Here is a 23,485-nt window from a genome sequence, read left to right as displayed (position 1 = left end):
AATTTAATATTCGACGTATTTTAAAAAAAAAATAAAAGATACATTTTGTAAGTTAAATTAAAATTATTATCAAGGAAAAAGACAAGAAATAATCTTGTCTTTTTTTGTAATTGTAAAATTTTAAAATTTTTAATAAACCTCTTTAACGCTATTATCAACACGTGTTAGGGAACTAAAAAAGTGAACTACAACACAGTTGTTAAAAATAGTAGCTAGAACATGTGGACTTGCATGGATAAATAAAAAGTGGAGTGATACCTAATAAAATATACTAACCATTTAATGGTAATTCTTGGGGTGGGAGCGAATTGGAAACTAGTATATATAGACCTGTTGTAGGGAGACCCATTGTATTAATTCTATTCTTTATTTAACCAACCTTGCCACTCCCCAGTGAGCAAGTGTTGGTTTTATTTTTTATTTTTTTTGAAAAATTTTTTTGAGCCCAGAATTGCTGGAATGAATAAAACGAATAGTAGTATTATTAATAATCTAAGAATCAAAATATATGTTCTTTATGCTAGAAGCAACAGAACATATTAGGAAAGAATTATTATGCAAATAGAATTTAAAAAAGAACAAATTGTTAAAGATAAACCACAATCTATTCTTATTGATTATGTTGAATATAAATTATCTCTTCCAAAATGAATGATTAAAAATAATTCTTTTATTGTTGATAACAGTTACACATATTGAGTTTTTAATTTAGAAAATATTAAAAAAGAATTAAGTGGTAATGAATTAATAAAGTTATTAGAACCATATATTAAAGACCAAAAAATAACTGTTAATAAACCAACTGCTCCAAAAGAATATTATCTTAATGATATAAAACTTGAACAATTAACATTTTATGAACAGCATAATAGTTGATTTATGGGTGAAATAACAGATAACAAAACTAAAATTACTAATCCTTGTTTTAAATATAACATTACGTGAGAAGAAAACAGAAAAGGTTTTAAAATAAATAATCCATATAAACATGATGATTTACCAATTAATTATTTAGTTACTTCTTATAAGGAAATTTCAACTCATAATGAAAAAGTATTTTTGTTGAACATGTAAACAAAATAAATTAGATTATTTATTCTTTAATATGGATGGGTTACACTTTATTGGACACTAATTACGTAGACAAGTGAACAAATTAGTTAAAAGAAAGGAAATATAATTATGGCCAATATTAACTCATATAATGATGAATTTAAAAAACAAATAGTATCTTTATATCAAAATGGCAAATCAGTATCTTGCCTTGCTAAAGAATACAACGTTACAAGAGCAGCTACTTATAAATGAATTAAGCAATTTACAAATTCAGGCAGTTTTAAAACTAAAGATAATCTTTCGGATTTAGAAAAACAATTAATTCAAGCAAATAAAGAATTAAAACAATTAAGAATGGAGAATGATATTTTAAAGCAAGCAGCACTAATAATAGGCAGAAAGTAGAGATTATTACAAATAATAAATCTAAATATAAAATTCGTCCAATTTGTCGTTTTTTAAAACTTTCTAAATCAACATATTATTTTAATTTAAAGAAAAAAGAAGATAAAATCAAAAATAATATGTATGATGAAGCTGTTATTAGTGCTTTTAAACAAAATAAAGAAGTTTATGGAACAAGAAGATTAAAAGTCAGTCTAGAAAATAAAGAAATTTATTTATCACGCAAAAAAATTAAAGAAATTATGAATCAGCATAATTTAATATCAAAATACACTAAATTATCATTTAAAAATCATCATAACAAAGTCAATGATAGCCAAATAAGCAATCTTGTGAATAGAAACTTTAATAATAGGCTTAAAAATGAAGTTATTGTTAGTGATTTAACTTATGTTCAAGTTAATGGTAAGTGAAACTATATTTGCTTATTAATCGACCTATTTAACCGCGAAATTATTGGACATAGTGTGTAGGTACTAAAAAAGATGCATCATTAGTATATCAAGCATTTATGCAATCAAATCGCTGTTTAAAAGATATTCAAATATTTCATAGTGATCGCGGTAATGAATTCAATAATAAAACTATTGATAAACTTTTATTAGCATTCAATATTACCCGTTCTTTAAGCAAAAAAGGTTGTCCTTATGATAATGCTGTTGCTGAAGCAACTTTCAAAACTTTCAAAACTGAATTTATTAATGATAAAAATTTTACATCATTAATCCAATTAAAATTAGAATTATTTGATTATATCAATTGATACAACAACATACGAATCCACAGCACTTTAAACTACCTAACTCCAGTTAAATATCATGAAAAAATGTCTACCAAAAAATAGTCCTAAAAAGGGTTGCCATTCCACAATTAAAAATAGTTAAATCATTAATTAATACTGAATATAAAGAACTTGATAAACATTCTGCTTTAAATAAAATAAAAGAAGATTATGCAGAAATATTTAATAATAATTTACATAATAAAGAAATAAAAAAAACAAGAAATTATTAAAAATGAAGAATCTAAACAAGAGTTTTTTAATCCAAAAACACTTTTTGAATTAGATAATAATATTACATCTAAAAATGAAGAATTATTAAAAAATACAGAAGTTGTAGGAACAAAAACTAAACAAGAAATGATTAAATTTTTAGAATTTTTATTTAGTAAATAATTAAATATTTCTCAAAAGGAGAGATATTATGGCTATTCCACAAGTTCCAACTGGTTTAATTACTGGTGGTAATAATGGAAATAAAGCAATGTTAACTGCTATGGAAGCTCAAGTAAAAGGTATACTTTATAATGATGAAAGTATGATGTTTTTAAAAGCAAGTGCAGTTGCAGAACAAATAAGTGAAATACCTGGAGCAGTAGAAGCATATTATCGTATTGCTGAACGTTTACGTTGAGGTTCAAAATATGATGTTATGACTGGTACAAAAATAAACAATGAACAACATTAAGAACAACTAGTGTTATTTTAGACCAAATATTAGTTATTGATTGAAGAACTGAAGATTTTGATATGAATAGATTTATGTCAAGTCCAATTCCATTAAAAGCAAATATGTTATCAATATGAGCAGAAAGTGCATTAAGAAATTATTTATTTATACAAGAATGTATTTTTTTACAAGGTATTAAAGATTATTGTATTGCTAAATCACAAGTAATTCCTATTAATATGTTAGAACCTGTTTAAAATCTTTTAGAGAAATAGGGTAAAATGATTATATATTTTAAGATAAGAGGTATATATGCGTAAAAATTATCCTAGTAATGTTAGCAAAGAGCAATTTGAAAATATAAAATCAATTTTAGAAAATACTAAAAAGAGAACTAAACCAAGAAGCTTAGATTTATATGAAGTATTTTGTGCAGTTTTATATGTATTAAAAAGTGGTTGTCAATGAAGAATGTTACCAAAAGATTTTCCAAAATGACAAATTGTATATTATTATTTTCAAGTTTGAAGTAAAAATAATGGTAAAGAACCTAGTGTATTACAATTAGTTTTAAAAAAAATTAGTCATGGCATTTCGTATCAATAATGGTAGAAAAGAACAAACTAGTTTTTGTATAATTGATTCACAAAGTGTTAAAAATACAGATACTACTAAAAACAAAGGTTATGATGCTGGTAAAAAGATTTCAGGAATAAAGCGTCATATTGCTGTTGATTCTCAAGGTTTACCACATGCAATTTACATAACCACAGCAGAAAAAACAGATCGTAACAGTGCTATAATAATGATTGAAAATGAAAAAGAGAATCTTTCTGCAGTTCAAAAAATACTAGTAGATGCTGGTTATACTGGTGAAAAATTTGCTTCTAAAATTAAAACAATTATAAATGCAAATGTTGAAGTTATAAAACGTAATGAATTACATTCTTTTGTAGTATTACCAAAAAGATGAGTTGTAGAACGAAGTTTTGCATGATTAGAAAAATGCAGAAGATTATGAAAAAATTGTGAAAAAAAATTAAATACTAGCTTACAAATGGTTGTTCTTGCCTTTATTTCAATTTTATTGAAAAGATTTTAAACAGGTTCTTAGAACCTGTTTAAAATCTTTTCAAAAATAATGTAAAATGATTATATATTTTAAAATAAGAGGTATATATGCATAAAAATTATCCAAGTCATGTCACCAAAGAACAATTTGAAAACATAAAATCAATTTTAGAAAATAGTAAAAAGAAAACAAAACCAAGAAGTTTAGATTTATATGAAATATTTTGTGCAATTTTATATGTATTAAAAAGTGGTTGTCAATGAAGAATGTTACCAAAAAATTTTCCAAAATGACAAACTGTATATTATTATTTTCAAATTTGAAGTAAAAATAATGTTAAAGAACCTAGTGTATTGCAATTAATTTTAAAAAAAATTAGTTAAAAAAGTTCGTATCAACAATAATCGCAAAGAACAAACTAGTTTTTGTATAATTGATTCGCAAAGTGTTAAAAATACAGATACTACTGAAAATAAAGGTTATGATGCTGGTAAAAAGATTTCAGGCATAAAACGTCATATTGTTGTTGATTCTCAAGGTTTACCACATGCAATTTACATAACCACGGCAGAAAAAACAGATCGTAATAGCGCTATAATAATGATTGAAAATGAAAAAGAAAATCTTTCTGCAGTTCAAAAAATAATAGTAGATGCTGGTTATACTGGTGAAAAATTTGCTTCTGAAATCAAAACAATCATAAATGCAAATGTTGAAGTGATAAAACGCAATGAATTACATACTTTTGTAGTATTACCAAAAAGATGAATTGTAGAACGAAGCTTTGCTTGATTAGAAAAATACAGAAGATTATGAAAAAATTGTGAAAGAAAACTAAATACTAGTTTACAAATGGTTGTTCTTTCATTTATTTCAGTTTTATTAAAAAGATTCTAAACAGGTTCTTAAATCTTCAGTATTTTCTAATAATAAATCTACTGCTTTTGATATTGGATCATTATTATTAAAGTTATCTTTTTTAGCCATCTGTAACTCACTCTTTCTAGTCATTTAATTATATTTACTAGAATTAATTAAACATAGTTATTTTTGTAAGTTACACAGATTACTAAACATTACCAATTCCTATTCAAAATTGAAATGAATTGTTCAATTTTTGTTATATTTTAATTACTAAGTAAAATATTTTGAAAAACTGCCATATCATTAAGAAAGACTTTTTTATTTCTGATGACTTTTTGTAATTGATGATTAATTATCTTTGGTTAGTAAATTCAATGTTAAATATTTTTAAACAGTATTATTTTCAATAATTTTCCTATCAAAATCAATCATTTTTAAAAAATAATATAAGCATTTTTCAAAAATAATTTTGTCTATTAAAGAAAAAACTTCTTTAAAAACAATCCTTAAATATCAATTTTTATCAAAATTATTAGTTTTCATAAATTGATTTTAATTATTTAAAGATAATAAATAAATGAAGTTAATGATTATTGTTTTCTCATTTTCTGTTTTAGATATTTTGTTCTTTCTTTTATATTTAGTATATAATTGTTGATTTACATTAATTAATAACCACCCTTAGTTTCTTGTCCTGCAATAATAGCAACACCATTACTAGTACCAATTCTAGTAGCACCAGCATTAATCATCGCCATTGCATCATCTTGATTTTTAATACCACCAGAAGCTTTAATTGCAACATGAGGACCAATATTTGCTTTCATTAATTTAATATCAGTAACCGTTGCACCACCATTAGCAAAACCAGTTGAAGTTTTAATAAAATCTGCTTTTACTTTAGTTACTAACTGACAAGCAATAATTTTTTGTTCTGTTGTTAATAAACTACACTCAATTATTACTTTTAAAATAATATTTTGTGGACATGCATTACGAACTGCTTGTAGATCTTGCAATACAAGTTTTTGATCATTATCCTTTAATGCACCAATATTAATAACAACATCAATTTCTTGAGCACCATCTTTAATCGCATTAATTGTTTCTGCTACTTTAGTTTGTTTAGTATTGGCACCCAATGGAAAACCAACCACTGTACATACTTTAACATTACTATTTTTTAATAAAGTAACAGCACGATTAACATAAAATGGATTAATACAAACTGCTTTAAAATAATAAGTTTTAGCTTCTTTACATAATGTATCAATCATTGATAATGTTGCTTCTGGTTTTAATAATGTATGATCAATATATTCATTTAAATTAATATTACTTTTCATAAACTTCAACTCCTAATTCATTTTCACTTTTAATAATTGCTTCAATAACTTCAAGATTCATTAAACTATGATTTAATCAATAATCTCGACTTAAATAATCTTTATTTTTAATCATTTTTACAAAATCATTTAATTCATATGTCATTAAACTTTCTTCATTAGTATTATCTGCGATTTCTTTTATTCCGTTTTTAGTATAAACCTTAATTCCACTTAATGGATGAACTTGTGATAAAACAAGACTACTATTATGACCTATAAATTCACTTTGTGCATAAGAGGTTACTCCTTTACTACAAGTAATAGTAGTAATAGTTCCATTTTCATGCTTCAAAATAACATGATTACTTAAATTAACACCATTAGGTAATTTAATTGCCATCGCTTTAACTGTTTTTACTTTACCTAATAAATACAATACTAATTGTAATGGATATACTAAACTATCATAAGTTGCACCTTTACCAAAATCTTTATCAAAAACAGAATCATATATTCCTTTTTCAACTGATGGCATTCTTGAAGAAATACGATTAAAATTAAGGTTAACTACTTCTGGATTTATTTCATGAACTAATTTTTTTAATTTAGAAAAAATAGGTAAATGAACAGTAACATAAGCTTCTAATAAAATTATTTTTTTACTTCTTGCTAAAGAAATTAGGTCTTTAACTTCTTCAACTGTAAAAGTAATAGTTTTTTCTACTAAAACATGAATATTATTATTTAATAATAATTTACTTTGTTCGTAATGCAAACCATTTGGTGAAGCAATATAAATAGCGTCAATATGTTCTATCATTTTATTTAAATCATCAGTACTATGGGCAATATTATATTTTTTTGCTCATGTTTCTGCTTTATCTAAACTTCTTGAATATATACAAGTTATTTTAACTTTTTTATTAGTTAACGCTTGCTTTATAAATCTTTGAACAATTTTTCCAGTTCCAATAATACCAATTCTAATCATCTTGTACTCCTTTAACTTTTTAAACTTGTTTCATAATTAATGATTGACATTAAAAATAAAGGTGCAGTTTCGGCACGTAAAATTAATTTTCCTAAACTAATATTACTAAAATTAAGTTGTGTTAAAGTTGCAATTTCTTCTTTAGTGATTCCTCCTTCGGGTCCAACTATAATTGTTATTGATGATAATTTATTATTTATTTGACTAATCCAACTAGTTTCTGATGAATTTTCATATGCAACCAAATTAAGATGAGACCGATATCGTTCTAATTGTTTTAAATCAAAAACAACGGGTGTAACAATCGGAATTAAATTGCGATTTGATTGTTTGGCAGCAGCTTTTGCAATATTTTGTCAACGTAAAACTTTCTGTTCTGCTTTTGTTCTCGTTAAAATACTAACACATCGTTTTAACAGCAATGGCACAATTTGATAAACTCCCAATTCTACTGCTTTTTGAATGACTAAATCAAATTTTTGTTCTTTTAATAACGATATTACTAATGTGATTTTACATCTTAATTCTGAATTACTATTTGGCACTGTTTTTATAATTTCGCATTTAATAACTGATGTAATTTCAATAATTTTTGTTAAATATTTTTGTTCTTGATGAATAATAACTATTTCATCATTAATTTTATGACGTAATACTTTAATTAGATGTTTACTATCTTCTTCATCTAATATTAAAATATTATTAGTTTTATGGTTAGTAAAGTAGCATTCCATAGTCCACCTCTAATTTGATTATAACATAAGGTAAAACTCAAATTAACAAGTTTTAACTATCATCTTTAATTTCTAAAATATAAAATTTCTTTTTTCTTTTATCATGAAACTAAATTAAAAACTACTTAATTAATTAAGTAGTTTTTAATTATTTATAAAATAATACATTTTGCAACTTTAGTAGTAGCATTATTATCTATGTTTACTAAAGGTTTATCATTTATTATGTTCTTATTTTTATTACTTTCTTCGAATGTAGCAGCAACTTTTCCTCGTCTTTCTCTTTCTTTTTCTTTTCCAAAACTATTATTTACTTCATCTAATTTTTTTGCAAGTGAATCTTTATCTTTTGTACTTCATTTTTCATATGGTTCTCATGGCATATTTTTTTACTTCCTTTATTATTTTTTGAATATTTTTTCTACCCTTTAAATACTCAGTAAAATTATTTTTAAAACAATATTTTATATTGAATAACTTCGTTGTTTTGTTACTGGACTAATTGGGGGTTGTATATCAGAAGAATTAACTATAACACTTAAATCAAAATTTTTAGCAACAGGATTAGTAACTGTTGGTTTTGCTTTATCTGGATTTTCTCACGTTATTTTATTACTTAATAGTTTATTTATTTTTTGCTTTTTCCTATTATCTAATTCTTGTTTTAAAATATTAAATTGTCTTTCTAATTGAGTTTCTACTTTATCACTTGTCAAGTCTCTAATTATTGTTTTAAATTCTTTTTTATCTTTTTCAATTTTTTCTTGATTTTTAAACATTTTATTATAAATTCATGAATCAACTTTTTTTATTGCAGTTGAAACTGTTGTTGCAGCAGTTTTAATAAATAAGCCAAGCGTAATTGAAATTAAACCAACTATAAGTTTGTCTTTTAATTCTGTTGCAATTTCCCTCCTTACAAAGGGTAAACAAGAAATCAATATTGGAACACCAACAGAAAGTACTGAAATAACACCCCACATTGTGAATTCCGCTATAGATGGTTTTTCTTTACATTCTGTTTGTTCTTTTATAAACTCTTTGATTGGTATTCTATCAAAATTATTATTATTATTTATTAATAAAAGATCATTTTTGTATTGACTTAAATTTTTATATTGTTTTGTTTGCGTTAATATTTGTATATTATCATTATCAAAGTTGTGAAAAAACATTATTTTTTCTGAAATTGATTGATTATTATGTATAAAAGTTGTTATATAATAACAATTATTATTTATTGTCAAAATTTCTTCATATATTTGTTTAACTTTTTTACCATTTTCAATTTTTTCTTGTTTAATTTCGTTTTCTAATTTTAATATTTTATTTTCATATTTTAATTCTTTTTGTAGAATGTTAATTTTATTAAGTTTAATTTTTAGTTTTTTTATTTTTTTTCTATTTTTTGTTAATATTTTGGTTTTGTTCTTTTCATCATTATTTAAAAATTGTTTAATATCATTTTTTAATTCATTTTGGATATTGCTATTTATCTTTTGATATTCATTTAATTGTTCTTTTCTTTGTTTTAATTTCCTTAACCTAGTTGTTTTTTCTTTAATTTCATGTTCATATTTGGCTAATTCTCTTTTTCTTTTCTTTAACGTTTTTTTACCAAATAATTGACCACTAACTATTGCATTTTTAATTTTTTCTAAATTTTCCTTTGCTTTTTTTAATTCAAATTCAATTTTTAAAGTTTCATCATTATTTTCTTTTTGTAAATTTAATATTCTGTGTGCTCTTGCTTCTTCAATTATTATTTTCTTTGCTATTTGTTTATCAAGATCTAAAATTGTTACAGAATTATATCTATACTTTTGTGATCCATTTTCAATTATTTTAGTTTGTGATATTTGACTTGAATTAAAAGAACTAGTAAATTCAGTATTATTTATATTTTTTTTATTTTTTTCAAATCTTATTGTTAAGCCCCCATGTCTTGCTTTTATAGCAATTTCTGACTTATTTAAAATATCATTTATTCTTTGTTGTTTAATGATTTGATGAAATGTTTGCAAATTTGTTTTATCAGCCATTCTTTTTTCTCCTTTTTTTAAACAAAAACCCATTTACTTTAATTTAAAGTAATGGGTGATATAAACTCAATAATAATTATATGTTATCAAATTTTGTCTTTTTTACAACAAATTTCCATAATTCAAAAAATAAATAAAATTTTAAGTTTTAATTAAATTTAATAAAAATATATTTTTAAATATTATAAATGTTATACTTTAATATATTATTTAAAAATTAGTGTTTACATTTTTTTAAAATAAAAATTTAAAAAAATGTATTTTATTTTTACGGGGGTAAAAAATATGAAAAAAATTAGCAATAAAACAAAATGTATATTAGCATTAAACTGAATTACAATTATCACAGTTTGAATATTACATAAAAAAAGTACTGAAGAACTAGATAAAATAAATAATAGTTCAGAAAAAAATATAAATGAACTTGAATATAAAAAATTAAAAACAACTTTAACTGACTATATTACTTGATTAGAATACTATTCTAAAATTTTTGTTATTTTTGGCATAACTTGGATGGGTTACACTTATATTTTTGATACAAGTCTCTAAATTACTTTTAATAATAGCCATTTTTTGTTCAATTAAACTTATCTCTACATTTAATATATTTATTTCTTACCCTCTATTCATCATTTTTTTCCTTTCAATCTAAACTCATTTATTTTAAAATAAAAACTATATTAAGTTTATAATAATTATAAATTAATAATTTTTAATTTTAATTTTTAAACTTACTTTGTATATCCTTTTTTAGTTATTTACTTAATTTATATAAAAAGATATTAAAAATGAGAGTATTATCTCTCATTTATCTTTTTAATAAAAATTAATATTTCAAAATTATATGATTAACAGTAAAACTATATAAATATAATCTGTTAAATTCTAACTAAAGGTTACAGCTTGCAAGTTAATATTCCATACTCGATCACGGAAACATTTAACTGTATCAATGCTTCAATTAATGCTTACATAAACATTTTCTTCATCATGTCAAATATGAATATAACCATGTAATTCAAGAAAGGTTCCTCAAAATCCACCATCATAATAATAACTAAGCTCAAATATATTTTTGTTTCTATCATTATTAATATCATTAGTATTAATACTTAATTGTGAACCTTTTAATTTTTGATCAGTATAAGTATTACAATAAAGACTAAAATACGAATTATCACCAAAACTTAATTTACTAAACTTATTAGAAAAACTATCTCAATCTCAATCTGGTGCATAATTTGTTCAATTAGATAATAGAGTAATATCGGGGCTGGTTCAAGTACTTTTTAATGAACCAACACTATTAGTTTCACTATAATTATAATTTAGTTGATCATTATTAATAATACTACTATCAATAGTAAAATCAGCAACTATCTTCCCTTTATAAATAGTTTCATCACCACTAATAGTTACTTGTTGATTAGTAATATCATCTTCACTAAATTTAATTGCATCTAACTTTACATTTGGATTACTTTTACTAATCGCAGTTTTAATTTCTTCAATATTTGGTTTTGATAATCCATTAGTTTTAATTGTTCCTAAATTTAAATTTTTAAAAACATCACTTAAAAGTTCTGTTTTATCACAATCATAAGTAACAACAATACTATCATTGCTATAAAATTTACCATCACCATTAATAACTGCACTATTATCAGTAATTTTATCAACTATAATTTTGCTTACATCAAGATTATAGTTAGCGGTTTTAAGTGCTGAAATTAATTGTCCTTTACTTGGTTTGTTTTGTCCAGGAATATTAAAAGTTGGTAATTTATTATTTAAAACACTATTGAAATCAATAAGTAAATTATCAATTACTACATTAGGACCAGTGTATACATATTGATTAATAGATTTAATAGTAACACTATTATTTTGCAACGTTACTTGAATAGCATTCATATTTAAGCTTGAATATTGTTTTTTCAATGCACTATTAACATCTTCTAAAGTTATTACTTTTCCTATAATAGCAATTTTATCTAATCCCTTATTAATAACGTCTTTAAGAGCAATTCTAATATCAAGATTTAAACTTAGTATTACTTTACCAGTATATTTTTTTTGATTTGTACTAGTAATAGTGGCACTATTAGTAGCAGTAATTTCTATTGCAATAAAAGAAGTATCTAACTTTTCTTGGTAAGTATCACGTAATGCTCACATTACATCATTATTTGATGGTATATCATGACCACTAGTCTTAACCGTTAAATCTTTTTTATTAATAATAGTACTTAAATCAACACTATCATTAGTACTAAATGTAACTGTTACCTTACCAGTATAAAGAGCAATAATATCATCACCCGTAATACCTGTAATAGTTGCTTCTTTATTAGAAATAACGTCAATTTTAAGGCGATCCATTTCTAAATTAGAATATTTTTCTTGAATACGACTGTAAACAGCTTCCACAGTAGGTTTTTGACCACTAGTACTAAAATTACCAATGGATGCTTCATCAACAATTATTGTTCTAATATCAATAGTTTGGATTTGATAAGTAATTTTAATTTTATCTTGATTATAAAAAATACCATCACCAACAACAAAAGCATAATTAGTGGTTTTATTAATAATTTTAATATTATCAGTATGAAGTTCATGATTTAAAATAAATAGTTGTGATTTTAATTCATAATCTGTAGGTATTGTTCCTCGATGTTCCTCTGGTACAATTTTTAAATCTGTTTGTGTTAAATCTTTTTTTAAATCTTTTTTGAATATAGTTAGATTATTACATGCCGTTGTACTAGCAGTGACTGCACTTGATAATAATAATGCACCCATAAATGATAATGGTTTTTTCATATATATACCTCATTTAAATATTGTAAAAAATTAATAATTATTTTAAAGTAATTATATCATAATTTAAAAAAAATTAAATTCTAGATTTTTAAATGATTTTATTAAAAAATAGCTTGTTATATATTTTACATTTTTAATGTATGTACTTTTAATGAAGGAGTTGAAATCGAAATATTTTGTACATCTTTATTAATTTTTTTAATAACAAAATTTGATATTTTATTATCATTTTCTAAGTTTTTCTTTACAAAAAATTGTTTTTTATAACATTCAAAATACTGTTCTTTTCAATATTTAACTATTTCTTTTTCTTTTTTATAAAGTTTAATAGAAAATTTATATCAAAATTTATTGATTGATAATTCTAACTCAAGATTATTAACTAAGAATTCATTATTTATATTTTTACTTAATAAAAATTTTTGATGTTCTAAAAGTTGAATTTTTATTTCTTGAAAATTATAATTTTGTTCTAAAATTGAATCTTTTATCATATCTATCTCTTCGTCACAATAGTTATTTCTATTAAATATGATTTCATTTAAAATTTCATTATTACGTTTATATAATTTTTTTTATATTTAATATTTTTTCATTTATCTCTTTTAAATGTTCTTCTTTCATTTTTTTTCCTTTCAAAAAAATTCATTTATTTTAATTTTTAAAATAAACTATAAATAATAATAATAATAAATGATTATCTAAAAAACATAAAAAATGCTTTTAACACTATTAAAGTTTTTATTATTACTTTTTTTGAAATTTGACCTATTTTGAAATAATATAAAAGATTCTAAAGTTGACAAATTTTTTTTATTTTCTATACTGTATATAACTAAATATTAGTTTTTAATCCATTTACTTTCATAAAAAGTAAATGGGTTTTTATTTTGAAAGGAAAATTAAATATGCCAAAAAAATCAAATTTTGAAAAAAAAGATTGAAAAGAAAAAGAAAAATTTGATGAAGAAGAAATAATCAACTCAAGTATTTTTCATACAATAACAATTTTAGAAGTTTTAAATGATAATCCTATAATATTTTTTAAAAAATTAAATCATATTATTAAAGAACTATATATAGAAACTATTTTATTAAAAATGCCAAATACATATGGTTCAAATGCTAACTCAGAGTTTTATTATATAAATCAAAAAGCACAATATGATTACTTTTCAATTACTGTAAATATTGAACAAAAAACGTTAAAATTATTTTTTTGTTCAAAAAGTTTATTCCTACAAGGATTTACTTTTGAAACAACTTATTATTATTTTGAAGACAGCACATTAATAAATCCTAATATAAAAAATATTTTTTTGCCAATCTTTACCTTTTGTAGGAAGTTATGTAGCAAGTAATGGACTCCAGGCACATAATAATTATTCTTGACAAACAAATACATAATGATTTTTTATTGTTAACAAATTCTAACTTAAATGAAAATCAAATTAAATGCTCATTAATAGGAGTAATTCTAACTACATCAGAAAGTATTCGTTTCAGAAGTGTTAAATATTTTATTCTTCAAAGTCAAAGACCTATAAATCCAATAATACAAAGTTGAGTTTTTTTTCAAAAAATTATAAGAAATTGAGATCGCGGAACACATAATGCTATTAATTATCTTTTAAATAATAAAGGTAACTTAAATAAATATTTTCACCAAGAATTAAGTAATAATGGATTAAGAATAATGGTTTTTAACACAAGCATGTATCATGCAATTAACAATTATCAAAATCCACCATTAATAACTCCAAATCAAAAATGAAAAATAAAAAAATTACAAGATTGAATAGATATCGGTATTAAAATCTGTGAAAAACAAAAATACGCTATTGCTAAAGAAATAAATAAATTTCAAAACTTAAATAATCTTATTGAAATACTGAAAAATTTTAAAAATGATATTATTACAAATAAAAAATTACAAGACGAAATAAAAACAGCAAAAGATTTTGCTGATAATATTATTGAAATAAATAAGGTTTTTGATATAAAGACAAACCCAGAAAATATAAAAAGTTGTTATATTTAAAAAATAAATTATTCTTTTAGGTAATGTTTAGTAATCTGTGTAACTTACAAAAATAACTATGTTTAATTAATTCTAGTAAATATAATTAAATGACTAGAAAGAGTGAGTTACAGATGGCTAAAAAAGATAACTTTAATAATAATGATCCAATATCAAAAGCAGTAGATTTATTATTAGAAAATACTGAAGATTTAACAACAGTTTTTAAAGAAGGGGGTTTATATAAAGAATTAACAAAACGTTTAGTTGAAAAAATGTTGAATTCTGAGATGCAAAATTATTTAGGATATGAAAAAAATCAACATAGTAATAGTGACAATGCTCGTAATGGTATAAGTTCAAAAAAATTAATAACTCAACAAGGTAAAATTGAGATTGATGTACCACGAGATCGTAATAGTAATTTTACTCCTGTAATAGTGCCAAAAAGACAGAGAAGATTTGATGGTTTTGATCAACAAGTTCTTTCCTTATATGCAAAAGGTATGACATTATCAGATATTAGAATGCAGTTACAAGAGTTATATCAGGGTGCTGATATTAGTGAAAGTATTATTAGTCAAATTACTGATGATGTGATTGATGATGTCAAAGCATGACAAAATAGACCATTAGAAGGCATTTATCCTATTGTTTATTTTGATTGTATAGTAGTTAAAGTACGACAAGATAAACGCATTATTAACAAATCAGTTTATATAGCTTTAGGAGTTGATTTAGAAGGTAAAAAAGATGTTTTAGGTTTATGAATTAGTGAAAATGAAGGTGCTAAATTTTGATTAGCAAATTTAACAGAAATGAAAAATCGTGGCTTAAATGATATTCTTATTGCCTGCAGTGATAATTTAACAGGCATGTCAGAAGCAATACAATCAGTTTATCTTAAAACAGAACATCAATTATGCATAGTTCATCAAATTAGAAATAGTTTGAAATATGTCTCATATAAGCATAGAAAATCTCTAGTTGCAGATTTAAAACCAATTTATACTGCATGTAGTGAAGAACAAGCAATGCAGGCTTTAGAATCCTTTGAAAATAAGTGAAATAAACACTATCCTCAAATTGCTAAATCTTGATATAAAAATTGAGATAATTTAATGGTTTTTATTAGTTATCCTGCAGAAATTAAAAGAGTGATTTATACAACAAATGCTATTGAATCTGTAAATAGTCAATTACGAAAAATTATCAGAAATAAAAAAGTTTTTCCTAATGATATGGCAGTTTTTAAAATATTTTATTTAGCAATTGAAAATATAACAAAAAAATGAACAATGCCCATTCAAAATTGAAATACAGCAATTGCTCATTTTATGATAAAATTTGAAGATAGAATTAATCTAAACTAGTACTTTGTAAAACAAAGATACACAGATTACATAAAAGCCTCTTCTTTTATTTTAACTCTTTTGACTCAATTTCATCAATGTTGTTACTTCTTCTTCTGTCAAATAACGATATTCACCCATTGCTAAATCTTTTAAAGTAATATTAGCAACTTGTAAACGCTTTAAAGTAATTACTCTACTTCCTACTGCTTTAATCATACGTTTAACTTGTTGATTTTGTCCTTCATGAATAGTGAGATGTAGTAAAGTATTTTCTTTTTTTATATTTTTATAAATTATTTTAACAATAGCAGGAGAAGTTGTAAATGAAGTTGATAAAATAATACCGTCTTGTAGTTTTTTAATAGCATTTGATGACAAAATACCACTTGCCAATACTTCATATACCTTATCTATTTTATAACGAGGATGAATAATAGCATTAGTAAATTCACCATCATTAGTCATTAACAACAAACCTGAAGTATCAAAATCTAAACGACCGACTGGGTAAATTCTACTATTAATATTAGTAAAATAATTCATTACCGTTGGTCGATTTTTAGGATCACTTACTGTTGTTAAACAATTAGGTGGTTTATAAAATGCTAAATAAATATGATTAGATTGCTTAATAATTTGATTATTAACTTTAATAACATCACTACTTGTAACTTTAAAACCTAACGTTGTAATAATTTGCCCATTAACTGTTACTTGCCCATTAATAATTAGTAATTCTGCTTTTCGTCGTGAACATACTCCAGAATTAGCAATAACTTTTTGCAAGCGTTCTAAATCATTATTCATTAGTAAAGTTGTAGATTTCTTGTTCATCATTTTGGTTATTAAATTGAGGCAAAGTTGGCAATTGAGTTAAAGATTCGATATTAAAATGATCCATAAATTCATCAGTTAAATCATATAAAATTGGTTTTCCCGGTAATTCACTACGACCAATCTCGGTAATTAAATTTAAACTTTTTAGTTTAAAAATAATAGAATCACAATTTACACCACGAATATCTTCAATTTGTGCTTTAGTAACTGGATGATTATAAGCAATAATAGCTAGTGTTTCTAAAGCTGCTTGTGATAAACGTATTAAAGGTTGTTGTTTTAATACTTGATAGCGATTATAATGAATAGGTTTTGTTGTTAATTTATAAATATTACCAACTTTAATTAAACTTAAACCACTGGTATCATCATCATTTAATTTCATTTGTAAAGATGCAATTAAATTTTCAACAGTTTTTGGTTTTTTTGTTAATTCTAAATATTCAGCAAGTGTTAATAAATCAAGACCTTCATTGCCAGCAATAAATAATAAACCTTGTAAAACTGCTAATCTTTCGTTTGTTTTTCAATTGCTATTATTCATTTTTCTCACCTCGATAAATTACTGTAATTTCAGTAAAAGTATTAGTTTGTATAATATGTAACATTTGATGATTTGCAAGATCTAAAATTGCAATAAAAGTAATAATAAAATAATGTAAAGTTAATGTTTTAGTAAAAAATAATTGTTCTAAAGTAAAATGTTGCTTGGGATTTTTTTTCAGTAACTGTTTAATTTCTTTAGCTCGATCTTCAGCTGAAATTAAGTTTAATGCTAAATTAACTGGTAATTTATTTTCATTTTGTAGTCTATTAAATAAGTTTAACATTGCTTGTGTTAGTTTATTAACATTATTTTTTACCAAAATTGGTGTAATTTCATCAACTAAATATGTTTTTAAATCACTAGGTGCTTTTGTTAATAATTGGGTTCTATATACAGCCTGTTCTTTAAAATAATTACTTATTTCTTTAAATTTTTTATATTCTAATAAACGAGCAATTAATTTTTGACGATTAATTTCATTTTCATAAGCACTATCTACTACTAGTTCTTGTTTTGGTAATAATTGTTTTGATTGCAATTCTAATAAATAAGCAGCAATCGGTAAATATTCACTTACTAAATCAATGTTTTTAATTAATTCTTCATTAATAAAATGAACATATTGGTTAGTAACATCATTTAGATTTAAATCTAAAATATCAATATTTTTTTCTTTAATTAAATGCAAAAGCAAATCCATTGGTCCTTGAAAAGATTCAATTGTAATTACTGGTTGTAACATTATTCTCGTTCCCTCAATATCATTTTATACTTATTAATATTAATTATAACTTAATTTAATAGTACTTGATTAATCTTTAATAAATAAAAAAAACTTATTTTTAATTTTTTAATGATTAAAATAAGTTTTAAAAGTTATTAGAACCTGTTTAAAATCTTTTAGAGAAATAGGGTAAAATGATTATATATTTTAAGATAAGAGGTATATATGCGTAAAAATTATCCTAGTAATGTTAGCAAAGAGCAATTTGAAAATATAAAATCAATTTTAGAAAATACTAAAAAGAGAACTAAACCAAGAAGCTTAGATTTATATGAAGTATTTTGTGCAGTTTTATATGTATTAAAAAGTGGTTGTCAATGAAGAATGTTACCAAAAGATTTTCCAAAATGACAAATTGTATATTATTATTTTCAAGTTTGAAGTAAAAATAATGGTAAAGAACCTAGTGTATTACAATTAGTTTTAAAAAAAATTAGTCATGGCATTTCGTATCAATAATGGTAGAAAAGAACAAACTAGTTTTTGTATAATTGATTCACAAAGTGTTAAAAATACAGATACTACTAAAAACAAAGGTTATGATGCTGGTAAAAAGATTTCAGGAATAAAGCGTCATATTGCTGTTGATTCTCAAGGTTTACCACATGCAATTTACATAACCACAGCAGAAAAAACAGATCGTAACAGTGCTATAATAATGATTGAAAATGAAAAAGAGAATCTTTCTGCAGTTCAAAAAATACTAGTAGATGCTGGTTATACTGGTGAAAAATTTGCTTCTAAAATTAAAACAATTATAAATGCAAATGTTGAAGTTATAAAACGTAATGAATTACATTCTTTTGTAATATTACCAAAAAGATGAGTTGTAGAACGAAGTTTTGCATGATTAGAAAAATGCAGAAGATTATGAAAAAATTGTGAAAAAAAATTAAATACTAGCTTACAAATGGTTGTTCTTGCCTTTATTTCAATTTTATTGAAAAGATTTTAAACAGGTTCTAAAAGATTTTAAACAGGTTCTTATATTTTTAAATATTATTATTTAACTTCACGTAACGTAATATGAATATTTTCAGCAGATATTTCAAATTTTGAAGTTGTCTTTATATCTGGAAAGACTTTACTTAGATCATATTCTAATTTAAAGTTTAAATTAAAATAACCATTTTTTTCATTAGGATTAAGATTAAATCTACTTTCAGGATTAGTAATAGTTATTACATTATTTCATTTAGGAACAAGAATACTATAAATTTTATTAATATTAGCAAAATAACCATTTGTTATAACTTGTTCTTTTATTTTTCCATCTTTGTCATAATCTGAATACTTATCTGAAGCTTTTGGTAATTCCTTTACTGTATCAACTGTTCAGTCAGAAAATATTTTTGAAATTTGTGTTGTTGCATCAACAAAAGTTTGGTTAATCTTAATAGCAGTAGTACTTTCAATATCACCAGTATTAAAAGTAGAATTACCATCATTACCAACTAAGAAATCAATAGTAATATTACTAACATTACCATTAAATACAATTGATTTATCATCATTATTGGTCACCGTTGGATCTGTCATTTTAAATAAAGTTGATTTAGGAACATTTGAAAAATCACCTGAAAATTCAAAACTTAAACTTAAACCAGAATATTGAACTTTATCTTTAATGGCAACATTTAAATTTTGTTTAATATATGATAACTGAGTTCTAGCAATTTCTTCTTTTTCTTTTTTTTCTGCTCCTTTAATTTCTCCAGTTATTGGTAAATTTTCAACATTAATATTTAGATTACCTTTAGTAATTTCTTCTTTAATAAAGTCTCTAATTGCATCAGCTTTTTTTTGATCACTAGTATGACTTGTATCATTATTAATTGTAATTTTAATATCTTTAGTAACTGATGGTAAATTTAAATAAGAGATTTCCGCTTTTACTCATAAATGACCATTGACTAATTCACTACCAGTTGGTAAAACAAACTTAGGTTTGTCTTTTTCATCATTATCATTATCTTTTTTTGGAACATAGTCCATAATTTTGACATGTGCATCAGGGTGATATCAATTTGTTGGATGTTCATTGGTACTTTCTTTAAGTTTACTAGAGAAAAAGTTACCAATAGCTGTTTGCACAGAAGTATCTAATTCGCTAAAAATTTTACCTTTCATTTCTCCTATATTGGTATCATCTGATAAATTAAGATCAGCCTTAATTTGCACACTACTATCAGTAACAAAAGAGGCAGCAAAATTAAGAATATCCCTTGGAGTCATTTGATTATTTTCACTACCACAAGCAACAACTGTTACAACTGGTGTTGTTGCTAAAGCAAGTGTGCCCAGTAATTTTAATAAAGATTTCACAAAAACGCTCCTTATCATTTCATTTAATTAATATTTTTTAAAATACTGTAACATTATAAACAATTTTAAACTAAATTACATTATTATTTCTAAAATTATTGGTTTAATATCGTATTTTTTATTAGTAATCTGAAATGTAGAAATTGCCAAATCTAAAAATTGTTGATGAAAATGTTGATCTTTATTAGTATGGAGTTCCATAATTACACTATTTTTTTCAACTTTTTGACCATGAATTTGTTTTAAATAAATTCCTGCCACTGGATCAATGATATCAGTTTTAGTAGTTCTTCCTGCTCCTAATATTACTGATAATTCACCTAAAGCATAATTATTAGTAACATCTAAATAGCCCGATAATTGTGCCTTAACTTTAATAATATATTTAGCTGGTGGTAATTTATCAATATTATCAAGATATTTAGTATCTCCACCTTGACTTTTAACAAAATCATAAAAAATTTGTAGTGGTTTTTCACTAGTAAACATAGCATTAACTTTATCAATACCCTCTTTTAAGGTTTTTACGTTTTTAGCTCCCAATAAGGCTAAAGCTACTAAATTACTAACAAGAATTTTTAAATCTTCTGGTCCTTTATTTTTTAAACTTAAAATAACTTCTTGTAATTCTAATGCATTACCAATTGTTTGTCCTAAAGGCTTATTCATATCACTAATAATAGCATAAATTTTTTTATTAAAAGCTTTACCAATATGTACCATTAATTTTGCTAACTTTCTTGCAGTTACTATATCCTGAACAAAGGCACCTTTTCCACATTTAATGTCTAGTAAAATTAAATCAGCACCCATTGCTATTTTTTTAGACATAACACTAGCAGCAATTAATGGCAATGAATCAACTGTTCCTGAAACATCACGTAATGCATATAATTTTTTATCAGTAGGCACTAAATTACTAGTTTGACTAATAATACTCATACCAACTTTATTAACAACTTTAATAAAATCTGATATTTCCAAATCACATTTAAAATTTGGAATTATTTCCAGTTTATCAATAGTACCACCAGTAATACCCAATCCTCTTCCAGAAATTTTTGCAACCTTTAATCCACAAGCAGCAGCTAATGGACCAAATACTAAACTAGTTTTATCACCAACACCACCAGTTGAATGTTTATCAATACTAAAACCAGTAATTTGTGATAAATCCATGGTTTCACCACTATTAATAACGGCTTTTGTATATTCTACTAATTCATCATTAGTCATTCCCTGAAAATAAACAGCCATTGCTCAAGCACTAATTTGATAGTCTGGTATTGTTTCATTGACAATACCTTCTGTTAAAAATTTTAGTTCTTCTTTATTTAAACTTTGTCCTAATTTCTTTTTAGAGATTAAATCAATCATATACATTTTAATAAAACACCTTACTTTCTTTTTATTAAATAACAATTGCAATTGCAATTGCATTAGTTTCATTATGTGATAAAGATAAAAGTAATTGATAATTCTTAATGATAGTTATTGGTTGATTATATTGATTATAACTAATATCAATATTTTTAAATGTTAACTTTTCTTGTGGTAATGCCTTAAAAATTGCTTCTTTTAATGCTCATCTTCCTGCCAAAAATTCCTGTTGACGTTGTAAAGAATATTGATTAAAAAGTATAATTTCTTTCTTACTTAAAATTCTTTTAGCAAATTCTTCAATATTTTCTATTCGATTTACTTCAATAATATCTATACCTACACTACGCATTGTTAACTCCTTATATAAAATAAAAGGTTAAAACCCTAAAATCCTTGTTTTTATTATATAATTAATATGAAAGAAAGTGTGATATTAATTTCAATAAATCAAATAAATTTTGAAAAGATGGTGGTATATTAATGACATTTTACTTAAATCAAAAACAAAAATCATTAATTAAAGAACACTACCAAAACTATAAAGCTGATAATAAAAATAGTAGTTATGAATTATTTCAATATCATAATATAACAATTGAAATTTATCAAGAAAAAGTTATTTTTAAAGGTACTAAAGAGGATATTATTGCAGAATATCGTAGAATTTGAAATCAACTTGATGAAAATCAATCACCAGTCATTGGCAATGCTGAATTTGGTATTAATAATTTTTTTGGTCCACTTGTTATTATTAGTTCTTATATTGGTTCGGGTAATTTAGAAAAATTACGTTTACTTAACATTCGCGATTATAAAGACTTATCACAAAGTAAATTTATTGAATTAGCACAAGATATTATGAAAACAATTATTTTTGAGTCAGTAATCATTAACAATCGTAAATATAATCAATGAATTGATGCGGGTTATAGCCCCAATATTATTAAAACCTGAGGAGAAAATCAAGCATTAGTTCGTATGTTACAACATAGAATTCAATATGATACTATAGTTATTGATCAATATATTAATGAAGATACATATTACAAATACATTGAAAATATGAAAGATAATCGTAATAAAATTATTAAAGATAAAGTTCAATTTGTTACTAATGCAGAAAGTAAGTATTTAGCTATCGCTTGTAGTACTATTATTAGTCGTTATTTATTTTTAGAAGAAATTAAAAAAATAAAAGGTATTGACACTAATACAATTCCATTAGGTACTGGAAAAGAAGTTAATATATTTTTAGAAAAAATTAAAAATGAAAAAACAATTGAATTTAATAAATTTCTTGAACGTCATAGCAAAAAATCATTTACTGAATTTTTTAAATAAATAAAAAACTTAATTTTTATTAACTATATATAAAAAGATATTTTTTATTTAAAAACTATTAAATAAATGATATAATCCAAATCAGATATATGTTTAAATATATTTTTAAGTCCTATTTTGT

Annotated in this window: 25 protein-coding genes and 1 pseudogene; 12 read left to right on the top strand and 14 right to left on the bottom strand. The window is 23.5% G+C overall.

Annotated elements, in window-relative coordinates; all coding sequences use genetic code 4:
- The first annotated feature begins 555 nt into the window (after window positions 1-555).
- From ACI2WJ_RS03950 to ACI2WJ_RS03925, 6 genes and pseudogenes are all read left to right on the top strand, one after another.
- Entirely contained in the window at window positions 556-1,074 is a 519-nt protein-coding gene (locus ACI2WJ_RS03950) for a hypothetical protein (protein ID WP_400254902.1), read from the top strand.
- Between the two features lie 108 nt (window positions 1,075-1,182).
- A pseudogene (locus ACI2WJ_RS03945) lies at window positions 1,183-2,305 on the top strand (IS3 family transposase).
- A 361-nt stretch (window positions 2,306-2,666) separates the two neighbouring features.
- Complete coding sequence (locus ACI2WJ_RS03940; RefSeq protein WP_400254901.1) at window positions 2,667-2,930, top strand: hypothetical protein; 264 nt, start codon at window positions 2,667-2,669, stop codon at window positions 2,928-2,930.
- Window positions 2,873-3,169, top strand: coding sequence for a hypothetical protein (locus ACI2WJ_RS03935; RefSeq protein ID WP_400254900.1), 297 nt, complete (start codon window positions 2,873-2,875; stop codon window positions 3,167-3,169). Before ACI2WJ_RS03940 ends, ACI2WJ_RS03935 begins: the two co-directional genes overlap by 58 nt.
- Window positions 3,170-3,224: 55 nt before the next feature.
- Window positions 3,225-4,014 (top strand): IS5 family transposase gene (locus tag ACI2WJ_RS03930; RefSeq protein WP_400254556.1). Its coding sequence is split into 2 segments (ribosomal slippage): window positions 3,225-3,485 and window positions 3,487-4,014, totalling 789 coding nucleotides; the frame shifts between segments, so codons are not numbered across the junction.
- Between the two features lie 77 nt (window positions 4,015-4,091).
- A protein-coding gene (locus ACI2WJ_RS03925; RefSeq protein WP_400254899.1) for an IS5 family transposase occupies window positions 4,092-4,881 on the top strand; the annotation gives its coding sequence in 2 pieces (ribosomal slippage) (window positions 4,092-4,352 and window positions 4,354-4,881; 789 coding nt in all).
- Here ACI2WJ_RS03925 and ACI2WJ_RS03920 read toward each other — a convergent pair.
- From ACI2WJ_RS03920 to ACI2WJ_RS03895, 6 genes are all read right to left on the bottom strand, one after another.
- A complete protein-coding gene (locus ACI2WJ_RS03920) occupies window positions 4,867-4,995 on the bottom strand; it encodes a hypothetical protein (RefSeq protein WP_400254898.1) in 129 nt (42 codons plus the stop codon). The genes ACI2WJ_RS03925 and ACI2WJ_RS03920 overlap by 15 nt on opposite strands.
- A 521-nt stretch (window positions 4,996-5,516) precedes the next feature.
- Complete coding sequence (gene deoC, locus ACI2WJ_RS03915; protein ID WP_400254897.1) at window positions 5,517-6,194, bottom strand: deoxyribose-phosphate aldolase; 678 nt, start codon at window positions 6,192-6,194, stop codon at window positions 5,517-5,519.
- On the bottom strand, window positions 6,184-7,167 hold the full coding sequence (locus ACI2WJ_RS03910) for a Gfo/Idh/MocA family protein (protein ID WP_400254896.1): 984 nt from the start codon (window positions 7,165-7,167) through the stop codon (window positions 6,184-6,186). The genes deoC and ACI2WJ_RS03910 overlap by 11 nt, the downstream gene beginning before the upstream one ends.
- A gap of 11 nt (window positions 7,168-7,178) precedes the next feature.
- A complete protein-coding gene (locus ACI2WJ_RS03905) occupies window positions 7,179-7,901 on the bottom strand; it encodes an RsmE family RNA methyltransferase (RefSeq protein ID WP_400254895.1) in 723 nt (240 codons plus the stop codon).
- Window positions 7,902-8,053: 152 nt separating this feature from the next.
- On the bottom strand, window positions 8,054-8,284 hold the full coding sequence (locus tag ACI2WJ_RS03900; protein ID WP_338959629.1) for a hypothetical protein: 231 nt from the start codon (window positions 8,282-8,284) through the stop codon (window positions 8,054-8,056).
- An 81-nt stretch (window positions 8,285-8,365) separates the two neighbouring features.
- Window positions 8,366-9,943: a hypothetical protein gene (locus tag ACI2WJ_RS03895; protein WP_338980771.1), complete on the bottom strand. Its 1,578-nt coding sequence runs from the start codon at window positions 9,941-9,943 to the stop codon at window positions 8,366-8,368.
- Window positions 9,944-10,228: 285 nt separating this feature from the next.
- Between ACI2WJ_RS03895 and ACI2WJ_RS03890 the strand changes: the two genes are divergently transcribed.
- Window positions 10,229-10,495: a hypothetical protein gene (locus ACI2WJ_RS03890; protein ID WP_400254894.1), complete on the top strand. Its 267-nt coding sequence runs from the start codon at window positions 10,229-10,231 to the stop codon at window positions 10,493-10,495.
- 336 nt (window positions 10,496-10,831) lie between these two features.
- On the opposite strand, the gene ACI2WJ_RS03885 is transcribed toward ACI2WJ_RS03890, so the two are convergent.
- On the bottom strand, window positions 10,832-12,772 hold the full coding sequence (locus ACI2WJ_RS03885; RefSeq protein WP_400254893.1) for a hypothetical protein: 1,941 nt from the start codon (window positions 12,770-12,772) through the stop codon (window positions 10,832-10,834).
- 125 nt (window positions 12,773-12,897) lie between these two features.
- Window positions 12,898-13,266, bottom strand: a complete 369-nt coding sequence (locus tag ACI2WJ_RS03880; RefSeq protein ID WP_400254892.1) for a hypothetical protein — start codon at window positions 13,264-13,266, stop codon at window positions 12,898-12,900.
- Window positions 13,267-13,680: 414 nt separating this feature from the next.
- Between ACI2WJ_RS03880 and ACI2WJ_RS03875 the strand changes: the two genes are divergently transcribed.
- The 3 genes from ACI2WJ_RS03875 (at window position 13,681) to ACI2WJ_RS03865 (ending at window position 16,165) form a co-directional block, all read left to right on the top strand.
- Window positions 13,681-14,133 carry a hypothetical protein gene (locus tag ACI2WJ_RS03875; protein ID WP_400254891.1) on the top strand — a complete coding sequence of 151 codons (453 nt, stop codon included), beginning with the start codon at window positions 13,681-13,683 and terminating at the stop codon, window positions 14,131-14,133.
- Window positions 14,133-14,813 carry a hypothetical protein gene (locus tag ACI2WJ_RS03870; RefSeq protein ID WP_400254890.1) on the top strand — a complete coding sequence of 227 codons (681 nt, stop codon included), beginning with the start codon at window positions 14,133-14,135 and terminating at the stop codon, window positions 14,811-14,813. The genes ACI2WJ_RS03875 and ACI2WJ_RS03870 overlap by 1 nt, the downstream gene beginning before the upstream one ends.
- Window positions 14,814-14,926: 113 nt before the next feature.
- Entirely contained in the window at window positions 14,927-16,165 is a 1,239-nt protein-coding gene (locus ACI2WJ_RS03865; RefSeq protein ID WP_400255219.1) for an IS256 family transposase, read from the top strand.
- A 51-nt stretch (window positions 16,166-16,216) separates the two neighbouring features.
- Here ACI2WJ_RS03865 and ACI2WJ_RS03860 read toward each other — a convergent pair whose 3' ends face one another.
- The 3 genes from ACI2WJ_RS03860 to ACI2WJ_RS03850 are packed head-to-tail and all read right to left on the bottom strand — an operon-like array spanning window position 16,217 to window position 18,273.
- Window positions 16,217-16,954, bottom strand: coding sequence for a pseudouridine synthase (locus tag ACI2WJ_RS03860; protein WP_338959663.1), 738 nt, complete (start codon window positions 16,952-16,954; stop codon window positions 16,217-16,219).
- Window positions 16,947-17,528 (bottom strand): SMC-Scp complex subunit ScpB, encoded by a 582-nt coding sequence (gene scpB, locus ACI2WJ_RS03855; protein ID WP_400254889.1) that lies wholly within the window; start codon window positions 17,526-17,528, stop codon window positions 16,947-16,949. The genes ACI2WJ_RS03860 and scpB overlap by 8 nt, the downstream gene beginning before the upstream one ends.
- On the bottom strand, window positions 17,521-18,273 hold the full coding sequence (locus ACI2WJ_RS03850; protein WP_400254888.1) for a segregation/condensation protein A: 753 nt from the start codon (window positions 18,271-18,273) through the stop codon (window positions 17,521-17,523). The genes scpB and ACI2WJ_RS03850 overlap by 8 nt, the downstream gene beginning before the upstream one ends.
- A 207-nt stretch (window positions 18,274-18,480) precedes the next feature.
- Here ACI2WJ_RS03850 and ACI2WJ_RS03845 point away from each other — a divergent pair.
- Window positions 18,481-19,270, top strand: a protein-coding gene (locus tag ACI2WJ_RS03845) for an IS5 family transposase (RefSeq protein ID WP_400254701.1) whose coding sequence is annotated in 2 segments (ribosomal slippage) — window positions 18,481-18,741 and window positions 18,743-19,270 — 789 coding nt in all. Because the reading frame shifts where the segments join, the coding sequence is not laid out codon by codon here.
- 47 nt (window positions 19,271-19,317) lie between these two features.
- On the opposite strand, the gene ACI2WJ_RS03840 is transcribed toward ACI2WJ_RS03845, so the two are convergent.
- The 3 genes from ACI2WJ_RS03840 to acpS form a co-directional block, all read right to left on the bottom strand.
- Window positions 19,318-20,640, bottom strand: coding sequence for a hypothetical protein (locus ACI2WJ_RS03840; RefSeq protein WP_400254887.1), 1,323 nt, complete (start codon window positions 20,638-20,640; stop codon window positions 19,318-19,320).
- A 75-nt stretch (window positions 20,641-20,715) separates the two neighbouring features.
- Window positions 20,716-22,017 carry a thymidine phosphorylase gene (locus tag ACI2WJ_RS03835; protein WP_400254886.1) on the bottom strand — a complete coding sequence of 434 codons (1,302 nt, stop codon included), beginning with the start codon at window positions 22,015-22,017 and terminating at the stop codon, window positions 20,716-20,718.
- 34 nt (window positions 22,018-22,051) lie between these two features.
- Window positions 22,052-22,372, bottom strand: a complete 321-nt coding sequence (gene acpS / locus ACI2WJ_RS03830) for a holo-ACP synthase (protein WP_174479919.1) — start codon at window positions 22,370-22,372, stop codon at window positions 22,052-22,054.
- Window positions 22,373-22,503: 131 nt separating this feature from the next.
- On the opposite strand from acpS, the gene ACI2WJ_RS03825 reads away from it, so the two are divergent.
- A complete protein-coding gene (locus ACI2WJ_RS03825) occupies window positions 22,504-23,364 on the top strand; it encodes a hypothetical protein (RefSeq protein ID WP_400254885.1) in 861 nt (286 codons plus the stop codon).
- Window positions 23,365-23,485 lie beyond the last annotated feature (121 nt).

It is taken from the genome of Spiroplasma endosymbiont of Cleonymus obscurus (genome assembly GCF_964273375.1).
Lineage (GTDB): Bacteria > Bacillota_I > Bacilli_A > Mycoplasmatales > VBWQ01 > Spiroplasma_E.
Note: the sequence above shows the minus strand (reverse complement) of the source record. Positions and strands in the feature narration are given on the sequence as shown.